This window comes from Salinivibrio sp. IB574 (assembly GCF_001996205.1).
Taxonomy (GTDB): domain Bacteria; phylum Pseudomonadota; class Gammaproteobacteria; order Enterobacterales; family Vibrionaceae; genus Salinivibrio; species Salinivibrio proteolyticus.
The window spans coordinates 34,331-45,699 of sequence record NZ_MUFN01000024.1 but is presented as its reverse complement, the minus strand read 5'-3'; the positions used below and the strand labels follow the sequence as shown (position 1 = coordinate 45,699).

Annotated in this window: 12 protein-coding genes and 2 rRNA genes; 3 read left to right on the top strand and 11 right to left on the bottom strand. The window is 51.3% G+C overall.

What is annotated here, in order from left to right; all coding sequences use genetic code 11:
- Positions 1–119: ribosomal RNA gene (locus tag BZJ17_RS12540) — 23S ribosomal RNA — on the top strand; the annotation flags it as partial.
- Between the two features lie 86 nt (positions 120–205).
- Positions 206–321 (top strand): 5S ribosomal RNA (gene rrf, locus BZJ17_RS12535).
- Positions 322–531: 210 nt separating this feature from the next.
- On the opposite strand, the gene BZJ17_RS12530 is transcribed toward rrf, so the two are convergent.
- From BZJ17_RS12530 to BZJ17_RS12480, 11 genes are all read right to left on the bottom strand, one after another.
- Entirely contained in the window at positions 532–1,434 is a 903-nt protein-coding gene (locus BZJ17_RS12530; protein WP_077640946.1) for a LysR substrate-binding domain-containing protein, read from the bottom strand.
- A gap of 59 nt (positions 1,435–1,493) precedes the next feature.
- Positions 1,494–3,062: a HAMP domain-containing protein gene (locus tag BZJ17_RS12525; RefSeq protein ID WP_157893191.1), complete on the bottom strand. Its 1,569-nt coding sequence runs from the start codon at positions 3,060–3,062 to the stop codon at positions 1,494–1,496.
- 181 nt (positions 3,063–3,243) lie between these two features.
- Positions 3,244–4,272 carry a 16S rRNA (guanine(1207)-N(2))-methyltransferase RsmC gene (gene rsmC, locus BZJ17_RS12520; protein ID WP_198534164.1) on the bottom strand — a complete coding sequence of 343 codons (1,029 nt, stop codon included), beginning with the start codon at positions 4,270–4,272 and terminating at the stop codon, positions 3,244–3,246.
- Between the two features lie 101 nt (positions 4,273–4,373).
- Positions 4,374–5,459 (bottom strand): AI-2E family transporter, encoded by a 1,086-nt coding sequence (locus BZJ17_RS12515; RefSeq protein ID WP_077640943.1) that lies wholly within the window; start codon positions 5,457–5,459, stop codon positions 4,374–4,376.
- A gap of 100 nt (positions 5,460–5,559) precedes the next feature.
- A complete protein-coding gene (gene hemW, locus BZJ17_RS12510) occupies positions 5,560–6,717 on the bottom strand; it encodes a radical SAM family heme chaperone HemW (RefSeq protein WP_077640942.1) in 1,158 nt (385 codons plus the stop codon).
- A 2-nt stretch (positions 6,718–6,719) separates the two neighbouring features.
- Positions 6,720–7,316, bottom strand: coding sequence for an RdgB/HAM1 family non-canonical purine NTP pyrophosphatase (rdgB, locus tag BZJ17_RS12505; protein ID WP_077640941.1), 597 nt, complete (start codon positions 7,314–7,316; stop codon positions 6,720–6,722).
- A gap of 28 nt (positions 7,317–7,344) precedes the next feature.
- Entirely contained in the window at positions 7,345–7,785 is a 441-nt protein-coding gene (locus tag BZJ17_RS12500) for a DUF4426 domain-containing protein (protein ID WP_069591168.1), read from the bottom strand.
- Between the two features lie 61 nt (positions 7,786–7,846).
- Entirely contained in the window at positions 7,847–8,143 is a 297-nt protein-coding gene (locus tag BZJ17_RS12495; RefSeq protein ID WP_069591169.1) for a DUF167 family protein, read from the bottom strand.
- Positions 8,143–8,697, bottom strand: coding sequence for a YggT family protein (locus BZJ17_RS12490; RefSeq protein WP_069591171.1), 555 nt, complete (start codon positions 8,695–8,697; stop codon positions 8,143–8,145). Before BZJ17_RS12490 ends, BZJ17_RS12495 begins: the two co-directional genes overlap by 1 nt.
- A 16-nt stretch (positions 8,698–8,713) precedes the next feature.
- Positions 8,714–9,532, bottom strand: a complete 819-nt coding sequence (gene proC / locus BZJ17_RS12485; RefSeq protein ID WP_077640940.1) for a pyrroline-5-carboxylate reductase — start codon at positions 9,530–9,532, stop codon at positions 8,714–8,716.
- An 84-nt stretch (positions 9,533–9,616) separates the two neighbouring features.
- Entirely contained in the window at positions 9,617–10,318 is a 702-nt protein-coding gene (locus BZJ17_RS12480) for a YggS family pyridoxal phosphate-dependent enzyme (protein ID WP_069591173.1), read from the bottom strand.
- A 23-nt stretch (positions 10,319–10,341) separates the two neighbouring features.
- Between BZJ17_RS12480 and BZJ17_RS12475 the strand changes: the two genes are divergently transcribed.
- Complete coding sequence (locus BZJ17_RS12475; RefSeq protein WP_069591174.1) at positions 10,342–11,367, top strand: type IV pilus twitching motility protein PilT; 1,026 nt, start codon at positions 10,342–10,344, stop codon at positions 11,365–11,367.
- Positions 11,368–11,369 lie beyond the last annotated feature (2 nt).

Genomic DNA, 11,369 nt, shown 5'->3' with positions numbered 1-11,369 from the left:
TCCCTAGAGCTTCGAGCTCTCTAAAGGCCCCGAGATGACTACGACGTTGATAGGCAGGGTGTGTAAGCGCTGTGAGGCGTTGAGCTAACCTGTACTAATTGCCCGTGAGGCTTAACCATACAACACCCAAGAGGTTTTGGGTTGGACTTAAAATAAGCCAGTTGATTGTGGCGAGAACGAACAGCTTTCTAGATTAAAGATTTTGCTTGGCGACCATAGCGCTTTGGACCCACCTGATTCCATGCCGAACTCAGTAGTGAAACGAAGCAGCGCCGATGGTAGTGTGGGGTCTCCCCATGTGAGAGTAGGACATCGCCAGGCTTTGATTATAAATTGTGACTATTGCTTGCGATTTTTGATAGCTACGGTGCTCATATATTGGCATACACTGTGCGTCTCGCTTCAAAACTAACTGCGCATAGCTCGCAATTTAAGCATCAAAGCAAATAAATGTAAGACTTTGATGAGAAAACACCAAGCCCTGACCTCGCGGTCGGGGCTTTTTTGTATCTGTCGCGTGGTGATTGCTGGTTAAGTAGAAGAATGGGGTTGAGGTTGCCAGTGTAAGCAAAAGTCCCAGAAGCGGGTGAGTAAACCTGACTGGTATTTATCTTTATGACGCACAAGCCAATAGCGCCGGGATAATAGCAGAGGGAGTTCGAGGGCAACGACTCGACCGTCGGCAATGGCGTGTTGCGCGGAGAGCTTAGACAGATATGCCAAGCCTAACCCGGCACTCGCGGCGTTTAAAGTCGCTTCTGTGGTATTAAGCTCGAAAGAAAGGTGCCAGCGCTCGAAGCGAGGAGCAAGGCGTGAGAGAAAGTGCTCGCGTGTGCCCGAGCCAGATTCGCGGATCAGCCAAGTTTGATTGTCGAGATCCCCAATACTTAACGGCGCTTGACTGACAAGTGGGTGATCAGGGTGACACACCACCGCCATCTGATCACTTAGCCAAGGCGTTTGCAGTAAATCAGGATGTTGGATTTCACCTTCTATTAAACCGATATCCAGCTCGAAATGTTGTAGGCGAGCGATGATCTCTTGGCTGTTTGCAATCACTAATGTTTGTTGTTGATGCGCGGTTGCATGACGAAAATCGCTGATCAGTGACGGCAAAAGCTGATTGCCCACCGTATCGCTTCCCCCTAATCGTAGGCAGCCAATCAACTGGCTGTCGTCTTTCAGTGCCGCGCTAATCTCATCGCTACGGGTCAGCAATTCATCTGCTTTAGGGATCAGCGCAGCACCTTGGTCATTAAGGTGGAGTCGGTTGCCGCGTCGATCAAACAAGGGGTAACCGAGCTGACTTTCTAACTCGGCAAGCGCCATGCTGACCGCTGGTTTACTGAGAAACAGTTTCTTGGCAGCGGCGGTGATCGTGCCCTCTTGCACGATAGTTAAAAACACTCGCAATTGAGGAAGTGAAAGCGCCATTCAGACCTAGTGATTGAGGGTTTGAGCCACTATAAGACTGCTTGCTCTCAATGACAACGTTAACGACGGTCGGTAATCCAATGTTGGATTTCTTGTTGGGCCTGTTTTAAGGGTTGGTAGTAAGGCGATTGTCTGTCCGTATGCTGGAGAACGAAATCGAGACTACGTACCACATTCCGCCAACGCGGCGTTTTGGGAACCGTTTCAAGGTGCAGGTATTTATCCAAGGTTCTTGTTTGTAGGCTACCTTTGTCGGAATAGACGCGCCATAAACCGCTTTGCTCGGCCAAACCGACTTTATCTCCGCCCCATGCCTCTAACGCGAGGTTCATCGCGATGACTAAGCTGTGGTGTAAGCTGCCTGACTGCATTGCAGGTGTGTGCTCACTGGATGAGGGAGATGATGTTGAAAAGCACGTCGCTTTTAATCGGAGCTGCAAGTGCGATAAGGCAGTGGCAAGCCGTCCGATTTCATCTTGGCGTTGCCGATGCGTCACTGGATAGTCAAGCTCACCGGCTGCAAATTGCTCGGCGCACCAAGTCAGTTGCAACATAGGGAGAGCAAGTCGATGGGAGAGCCAGTGTCCAATAAATAGCAGTAATACAATCAGGGCTATCACCAAGGTCACACTGATTGAATATAGGCGATAAAGCGGCTGATATGCGCTTTGCTTGGGGGTGCAAGTTATCAGTGCCCAAGAAGTGTTACCGATGCTGACGGGACGATAGGCGGTCAGTTGTGGCATCAATGCATAGTCGCTGGGTGACAATACTCCTTGTTGACCCTCTAAGCTTTTTATAATTGCCGCTTGTGGTGGGGAAACAGCGAGTTTGGCATGACTTGAGCGGGGTACCCAGCCACTGAGTAAGGACTGATGTGATTGATCAATAAGCCATAAGCCTGAATGAGGGCGTTGAAGCTGACGTAGCATGGCGGACAAGTTGTCCGTCGTGGTACTTACGGCAAGAATACTTTGGATCTGGCCGCTTTTCAGAATAGGGGCGAGATACCATGCTTGCATGGTGCGTGAACCTTGGGGAGCAAAGTGAGTGCGTACCCACTTAGGGCGTTGCTCAGGCGGGGCATCTAATAATTGGGTGACAGCTTGGTGTAGTCTGGTATCCGCGAGCAACTGTGACGTGGCTTTGACGGCAAAAACGAGGTGTTGGTTTCGGTCAAACATCGCCACATTATTGAATTCATACCTTGCCATCCATGATTGGTATTGACGGTTAAACTGTCGGTAAAGGCGGTGATAATTCTGGTTGTTGGTCTTGAGGTGTGTTCCTGCGTTTTGCTGGAGGATTTGCATGAGCTGTCGGTGCGCTTGGGACGTGTCTTCACCTAATTGGGCGAACGCATTCGGAAAGCCATAGAAGCGCCCACCACTGCTAATCGCCAAGTCGGAGTCTGCAAGGTTAACAACGGCACGCACCTGATCATGAAAATATTCTTTGATGGTGAAGTAGTAGCGATCCCGTTCGTTCTCCAGCTGTTGGTGGGCTTGGGTGATCAACAGCTGTGACTGACTCCATGTGAAGTAACCGGTCAGAATTACCACAGGAATAATGCTAAGGCTAAAAAACCACCACATAAAGCGGCGTTGAAGACGCGTTGAGTAACCCATATCCATTTGCACGCTGTGAGTACCTCTCCCTGATCACGCGGGCTTGAATCGCAAGCGGCTGCCAAAAGGCAGCCGCGAGAGAGTAAACGCTAACACGTCCGATGAGCTAAAACTGTGACCTGCTGTCAGGTATCAAGCCTTAAAACTGTGTTAGTGCGCTGATTGATGGTGTTATCAGCAACTAGCGCGCTTTTTGCGCATGATAAACTGCGAATCGACGTGTTTTCGCGAGGGTATCGCACTGACCAAACCCTTTTTCAATAAGCGGTGGGTAACGTAAGAAGCTATTGGCGACGATCACCAGTTGGCCGCGACGACGCAGATAGCGAGGGGCGCTTTCCAGTAACGACTCGGTGGCGTGATAATGTGTCTCTAGCCCTTCATGGAATGGGGGATTGCTGATAATGGCATCAAACTGCTGTCCACTGACGGCACTTAGCATATCTGAAACCAACACAGAACCTTTGAGTCCATTGGCCTCAAGGGTCGCTTGTGTCGAGGCAACGGCTAAGTGATTCACATCGACAAACGTCAGTGCGAGCTTGGTGTTGCTCGCCAGCAATGCGGTGCCAATGACACCAGCGCCACAACCGACGTCAATCACATCCCCTTCCATAGCGGGGAGGTTTTTCAGCAGTAAAGCAGTCCCGTCATCTAAACTTTTTTGGCTAAATACGCCGGGGAGTGCTCGGATCGTGAGGGTCACCTCTGCGATTTGTAACGGGTAGTCATTAAACCATGCCGCTAACTCAAACTGAGGCGCTGGGGACGTGCACTCGCCGCAATACAGGCTGCACCGGCGCGCAGAGTCTTGTTTGGTGACGTGGCCATAAGGCGCAAAACGTTTTTCGATGCTTTTGACGCCACTACGGTTTTCACCCACCACTATCCAGTCGACGTTGGCGCCGAGGCGATGGGTGAGCATCGCGAGAAGAAAGTCAGCTTCTGCTTTCGATTTGGGCCAATAAAAGAGGACAAGGTCCACCGGCTGCTCATCATTATACTCAGCATCTGCGTGCACATTTACACCCGTACCAGCCATGCGCGTTGCATAGCCGTGATGCGTGGTAAACACAGAGACACTTTTTGCATGTGCGAGGAGTTGCCGAGCAAAGTCATCTTCTAGCTCACCTGCCAATAGAACATGTTTGTTTTCAAATAGCGTCAGGTGGCGCTGCGCAATTTCACTCGGGGCCGTTAAACTCATGATCGTTCTCTTTACGTGATTCAGACGTGACAATCGACGCGCTTAGGTGCGCGCTGGGGAGCGGATTGTCCCACAAAGCGCGCACTAGGCCAACCTATGCCAGGTTAGGCATTGTCTTGGCGGTCGAGGAAACGCTCGAACTCAATTTCATACATGCGAAAGAGGACGAGGGTGAGCGAGAAGATGATGGGGCCATAAATCAGTCCCATCAATCCAAATAGGTGCAGGCCGCCAAGCAAAGAGAAGAAGATGAGCAAGGTATTCATCCCCGAGTTCCCCTGCATCAAAAACGGGCGTAGCAGGTTATCAATCGAGCCGACCACCACCACGCTCCATATCAATAGCCCTAGCGCCCATTGCCATTCGCCCGTGATGGCTAAATACACCACGGTCGGCAGCCAGATAAGTGCTGTGCCCACCACGGGAATAAAGGAAGCGAAAGCCATCATGGTTCCCCAGAATAGGGCGGGCAGTCCCACGGCCCACATGGCTAGGCCACCGGCTGCGCCTTGGGCGAGTGCGGTCAGAAATGAGCCTAACACGGCAGATTTGGCGACTTTCTCGACTTCATCGAGCAGTTGATCTTCTTGGCTGCGAGAAAGTGGGATCACATGACGCAGAGTTTGAATGATGCTTTCGTGATCTCGGAGTAAAAAGAAGAGCACAAACAGCATCAGCATAAAGTTGATGAAAAAGTTGGTCACATCGCCAAGTACTTTGGAGCTGAATTCTAACATTTGCCCACTGAATGACGACATCCAAGCAGCGAGTTTCTTCACCGTTTCTTGCGGGTCAATCAAATCAAATGGCAGCCATTGATTGAAAAAGTGGAGCGCACCCTGAACTTGCTGGTTATTCATCAGGGATTTTGCGCCGCCATTATTCAACCAGTCATAACTTTGGGTAAAAAAGCTAACACCTTGTTGGATGATGGCTGCGGCGACTAAGGTCAGCGGGATAATAATAATAAAGGTTAGCAGCACGCAGGACAGCACCGCGGCGGTATTTGGGCGATCGCCCAAGCGTTGCTCGATACGGTTATGCACCGGAAAAAATAATAGCGAGACGATGAAGGCCAGCACAATGGCGCCAATATAGGGTTCTATAAGCAGATAACACGCGTAGGTGGCAACGATAAGCGCTGCAATCAGGGTCCAGTGTTTGGGCTCGACGCGAAATGACGGGCTCACAGGCGTATCCTTTTTTGCTGAATGTCGGTGGGCGATGCCCTCGATAAACGAAGGCGGATCGGTGATCCGCCGTATTTATGAGCACCTTACCACAGACAGATTAGTCTGCGTCAGCTAAAAAAATCGCCAAGAGATCGTTTAAGAATAATTTTCCTTTTGGCGTGATTTGCCAGTGTGAGCGGGTGTCTGTGATTAACCCTTGCTCAATCGCCTCTGCCATTGGCGCATCGAGTGTCGATAGCGGTAAGCCTGTCCGCTGGACAAACTCAGCTTTGGGGCAAGCTTCCAATAAACGGAAGCGATTCATAAAGAATTCAAAGGCCAGCTCTGTGGGTTTGACCCATTGACTATCGGTCAGGTAGGCCTTTTCCGGGTCGAGGTAGCCGCGTGGGTGCTTGACTTTGACTGTGCGCAACACCCGTGCTTGACCTTGATCTGGCAAGGTCAGTTTTCCATGCGCCCCGCAGCCAATCCCCAAATAGTCGCCAAACCGCCAGTAGTTGAGATTATGCTGGCATTGCTTGTTCTCAAGGCTGTAGGCCGAGGTTTCATACTGCACATAACCGGCGTCTGTGAGCAATTGATGGCCTTTGTCAAAAATATCCCAAAGGGTATCTTCTTCTGGCAGCGTAGGCGGTTTGGAGTAAAACTGGGTGTTAGGCTCGATGGTTAACTGATACCAAGACAAATGCGGTGGATTGAGTGCAATGGCCTTTTCAAGATCCGCCAGCGCTTCTTGCTCCGATTGATTGGGTAAGCCATGCATCAAATCGAGGTTAAAGCTATCCAATCCGGCTTGGTGTGCGAGCTGAGCGGCACGTTCGGCCTCTCCCGGACCATGAATACGCCCTAAGCGCTCGAGTTTATCGGCAGAAAAGCTTTGTACACCGATAGAGATTCGATTGACGCCCGCTTGACGGTAGCCAATGAACTTATCGGCTTCTACCGTGCCAGGGTTCGCTTCCATGGTCACTTCCATCTTTGCGCTTGGCGTTAGGCGCGCTTTGATACCATCCAGCAAGCGCTGAATTTCGGGGGGGGACATCAAGCTTGGTGTACCACCACCAATAAAAATCGAATGTAGCGGCCGCTCTGCAACAGAAGGATAAGCGGCCAAGTCGGTATCAAGATCATCGAGCAATGCACTGATATAGTCCGACTCAGGGATCACCCCTTTTTGCGCATGAGAGTTAAAGTCGCAGTACGGGCACTTTTGTACACACCAAGGGATGTGTACGTACAAACTCAGTGGGATCATGCTTACTGGGCCGCTTTTAACGCGTTGAATAAGTGATTGAGTGCTTGGCCGCGATGGGAGCGCTGTTTTTTCTCTGATGCGGGCATTTCTGCGGCGGTGCACTGTTGGTCATGGGGTAAGAACACAGGATCATAACCAAAGCCATTGTCACCCTGAGGGCGGTGGGCAATTTTGCCTTCCCATACACCATGGCACACCAGAGGCGTAGGATCATTGGCATGGCGCATATACACGAGCACACAATGGAAACGTGCGGTACGCTGCGCATCCGGTGCGTCTTTCATTGCGTCTAGCAGTTTGACGACATTGTCGCTATCGCTCGCTTGTTCACCTGCATACCGGGCAGAATAGACCCCAGGCGCGCCATTGAGGTAGTCCACCTCCAAACCTGAGTCGTCTGCGATGGCAGGCAGGCCAGTAATTTTTGCCGCATGACGGGCTTTGATAATGGCATTTTCAATGAACGTGGTTCCGGTCTCATCGGCATCTTTGACGGCAAAATCGCTCTGAGGCAAGACCTCAAAACCGAACTCGCTGAGTAAGCTAGCCATTTCTTTTACTTTTCCAGCATTGCCGGTGGCGAGTACAACTTTGTTCATGAATAGTACCTATTTGCTTAAAGCCCGATTAAGGGGTATCAACGTAAAATTTGTAGCGATAGTCCAAGGTGGCGGATCGGTTGCCTTGGGCGTTTAACTCGATATGAAACTGATACGTTTCTTCATCGTCAGCCGCAAAGGTAGCAATGTAGTAAATCGCTTCACCTTCACGTATTTCCTTGAAGTCTAGCTCACGGCTGTTGCCAACGAGGTTTTTCACGCTTCCTGTTAAGGTCGCACTGACCGCCGGTTTGCCGAGCTGCATTTTATCAAGCACGGCGATATTAACTAGTCCGCGGTAGCCACTTCGCGTGATGTCGTACTGCTTTGCGATCTCTGGGGTTAAAAAGGTCGTCGAGATCGTGTTGTAGTGCACTTCGAGCTCACCCACCTCTTTGTATTGTCCTGACCACGCTGACAGCGAGAATAGACTCAGAAAACTGACCAGCATTACCGTAAATGTACGCATAATTCTTCCTTGTTGTCGTGCGAGTCGCCTCGCCTGAATACGGATAATTGACGATGAGTGATCAGTGGGGAAGATACGGGGTTAGCCAATCAGGAAGCTGTTGGGGCGCATCAATCTGCACTTGCTTGTGTCGATTTGTTAACCCGTGGGTCACTGTCACATTGCTTTTTGCGATCTTACACTGCTTGGCAAGCCAGCGGCATAAATGGGCATTGGCTTTGCCATCCGTGGGTGGGGCTGTGATGGCGATCTTAAGCGCATCGCCATGCTGGCCCAGACACTGGTCTCGGCTTGCTTTAGGTTGTACGTACAGGCGCAATGTGATTGCGCCTGTCTCAGTATCAACACGGACGGGCATTACAGCGCGTACCACACTGGGCCGAGAAAATCGCCAATCAGCATATTGATAAACTGTAAGGCAATAAACACCACCAAGATGCTTAAATCGAGCCCGCCAATCGGTGGGATGACGCGACGTACCGGCGCACACACGGGCTCAGTCAGTTGGTGGAACACGTATTCAACCGGATTATTCCCTTGGCTGACCCAGCTGAGAATAGCGCGCAGAATCAGCACCCAGAACAGCAGTTTCCCGGCGGCTTTTAGGAGTGCGATGGCGGAGAAAATAAACATGCCACCACTTAGCGTCAATGGATTACCCGCCACCAGATCGAGCACGGCAAACTTCGCGACCATTAACAGGTAGCCAAAGAGCACGGTAGCGAGATCTAAACCACCCAGTGCTGGGATCAGACGACGTAGCGGTCCGACAACAGGCTGGGTTGCTTTCACCACAAACTGGGAGAAAGGATTATAGAAGTCGGCACGGGCTAATTGTAGCCAAACGCGCAACAGCACCACCATGATGTAAAGATCAAACGCGGTGTTGATCAGAAAGGTCATTGCATTCATATCGTCGCCTTAGTGATTAAAATTCTTTTTCCATTTGTTCGGCACGGCTAACTGCCGCTTGCATGGCTTGCGCGACAATATCACCGATCCGGTTTTCGTCAAACACACGCAATGCTTCAGCGGTTGTGCCCCCTTTGGAGGTCACTTGTTCGCGCAGAGTGCCTAATCCGATATCCGGGTTGGCTACCACCATTTGCGCAGCGCCAAGTGCCGCTTGTTGCACCAAACGACGTGCGGTGTGGTCGTCAAAGCCTTGCTGCATCGCTTCTTGCTGCATGGCTTCCATAAATCGGAAGAAATACGCGGGTGCGCTGCCGGCTGCCGCAATCACGCCATTGATGTCAGATTCTTGGTTGACCCAGCAGATCTCACCGACAGCTTGCATGAGTGCGCCCGCATAATCACGATCCTCACCCGACACGGTAGGGACGGCATAAAGGCCACTCATCCCTTGTCCGACTAAAGAGGGAGTATTGGGCATCACGCGAACGAGGTTGAGTGTTGTGCCTGCCATCGCCATCAGGCGATCGGCATGGATCCCTGCGGCGATCGAAATCACTAATTTGTTTTGCCAATCGACGTCAGTCAGCGAGGCGAGAACTTGCGCCATCAGCTGTGGCTTGACCGCCAATACCACCACCTCAGCCCCTTGGCATGCGGCAAGATTATCGGCGGTGGTCTGAATACCCAATTCGGCCTGCAAGCCGCTATTCGGCGAGGCACTTGGTGACGCCGCCGTGATCGCTGAGGCTGGGTAGCCCGATTGAATTAAGCCCGCGATAATGGAGCGAGCCATGTTCCCTGCGCCAATAAAAGTCAGTGCGCGATGTTCCATGAATGACGTTCCTATTGTTGGTGGTACCTGATGCTGATAACCAGCACGTCACGTGTCGTTCTATTTTCTTTTTCTCGCTGCGCGTTAGCGTTTTTCTCGCGCCCCAAATACCGCAGTCCCAATTCGTACCATGGTGCTTCCGGATGCAATCGCTGCTTCCATGTCGCCGCTCATCCCCATTGATAGCGTATCGACACTCTCGTACTTCGCTTTTAATGCTGAAAACATGTCAGCCAAAGGGGCGAAGGCGGCACATTGTTGGGCATAGTCGGTTTCAGGTTGAGGAATCGACATCAACCCTCTTACGGTGAGATTCGGTAACTGAGCTATCGCCTCAACCAGCGCTTCGGCCTCCTCAAACGCGACCCCTGACTTTGACATTTCCCCGCTGGTATTCACTTGCACCAACACATTCAGGGCGGGTAAATGTGCGGGGCGTTGCTCACTCAAACGTTTAGCGACTTTTAAGCGGTCCACCGAATGCACCCAATCAAAGTGCTCGGCAATTTGACGCGTTTTGTTGGACTGAATGGGGCCAATAAAGTGCCATTCCAATGCGGAATGTGCGGCATGCTGAGCAAAATGCTGCACTTTTTCCACGCCTTCTTGTACGTAGTTTTCACCAAACGCGTGTTGTCCTGCCGCCAACGCTTCTGCGATGGCTTCGATGGGCTTGGTTTTACTCACCGCAAGCAATTGCACCGAACCTTCGGGTCGGCCGCATTTTTGCGTTGCGCGGTCTATGTGTTCCATGACCTGTTCAATGTTTTTCTTGATACTACACATACTTGATTCTGCGAGGAAAATGAATGGATATCACTGAGCTATTGGCCTTTAGTGTAAAACATAATGCGTCAGATCTACATCTTTCCGCGGGAGTGGCGCCTATGGTGCGGGTAGATGGCGATGTGCGCAAGTTGAGTTTGCCAGCGTTGAGCCATCAAGAGGTCAATCAATTGGTCTTGGATGTGATGAATGATAACCAGCAGCGTGAATTTCAAGCGCAGTTGGAAGTGGATTTTTCATTTCATATGCAGTCTGTAGGACGTTTTCGGGTTAATGCATTTCATCAGCAACACGGCTGCGCGGCGGTATTTCGGGTGATCCCCGAGACAGTCCCTAGTTTGGCGGATCTCCATGCACCCGAGATTTTTGCGGATTTTGCTCGGCTCTCAAATGGATTAGTGTTGGTCACCGGCCCGACGGGCTCGGGGAAGTCCACCACATTGGCGGCCATGGTTGATCACATTAACCGCCACGCACCTAAGCATATTCTCACCATCGAAGACCCGATTGAGTTTATCCATCACCCACAACAAAGTTTGATTAATCAGCGTGAAGTGAAGCGCGATACCTTATCGTTTCAGCAAGCGCTGCGTTCGGCGTTGCGTGAAGATCCCGATGTGATTTTGGTAGGAGAGCTGCGAGATCTCGATACCATTAGTTTGGCGTTAACGGCGGCGGAAACTGGACATCTGGTATTCGGCACCTTGCATACGTCAAGCGCCGCAAAAACAGTCGACCGTATTATTGATGTCTTTCCCGGCAGTGATAAGCCGCTGGTCCGCTCGATGCTTTCAGCCTCACTGCGGGCAGTTGTGTCTCAGCAGCTGATAAAAACAGCGCAAGGTGGGCGCGTGGCCGCGCATGAAATCATGATCGCAAGCCCAGCGATTCGTAACCTCATCCGTGAGGATAAGGTCGCGCAAATGGTGTCGATGATTCAAACCGGCTCCAATCAAGGGATGCAAACCATGGAGCAAGCACTGGCCGATTTAGTCGGACAAGGGACGATCGCGCCGGAACAACGCGATCGCGTATTACGTGCGCTTTAGGA

Bases quoted from the DNA above. Each gene is read 5' to 3' on its own strand.
- BZJ17_RS12530 (WP_077640946.1), bottom strand. From the start codon at position 1,434: ATGGCGCTTTCACTTCCTCAATTGCGAGTGTTTTTAACTATCGTGCAA.
- BZJ17_RS12525 (WP_157893191.1), bottom strand. From the start codon at position 3,062: ATGGGTTACTCAACGCGTCTTCAACGCCGCTTTATGTGGTGGTTTTTT.
- hemW (WP_077640942.1), bottom strand. From the start codon at position 6,717: ATGATCCCACTGAGTTTGTACGTACACATCCCTTGGTGTGTACAAAAG.
- rdgB (WP_077640941.1), bottom strand. From the start codon at position 7,316: ATGAACAAAGTTGTACTCGCCACCGGCAATGCTGGAAAAGTAAAAGAA.
- BZJ17_RS12500 (WP_069591168.1), bottom strand. From the start codon at position 7,785: ATGCGTACATTTACGGTAATGCTGGTCAGTTTTCTGAGTCTATTCTCG.
- BZJ17_RS12495 (WP_069591169.1), bottom strand. From the start codon at position 8,143: ATGCCCGTCCGTGTTGATACTGAGACAGGCGCAATCACATTGCGCCTG.
- BZJ17_RS12490 (WP_069591171.1), bottom strand. From the start codon at position 8,697: ATGAATGCAATGACCTTTCTGATCAACACCGCGTTTGATCTTTACATC.
- proC (WP_077640940.1), bottom strand. From the start codon at position 9,532: ATGGAACATCGCGCACTGACTTTTATTGGCGCAGGGAACATGGCTCGC.
- BZJ17_RS12480 (WP_069591173.1), bottom strand. From the start codon at position 10,318: ATGTGTAGTATCAAGAAAAACATTGAACAGGTCATGGAACACATAGAC.
- BZJ17_RS12475 (WP_069591174.1), top strand. From the start codon at position 10,342: ATGGATATCACTGAGCTATTGGCCTTTAGTGTAAAACATAATGCGTCA.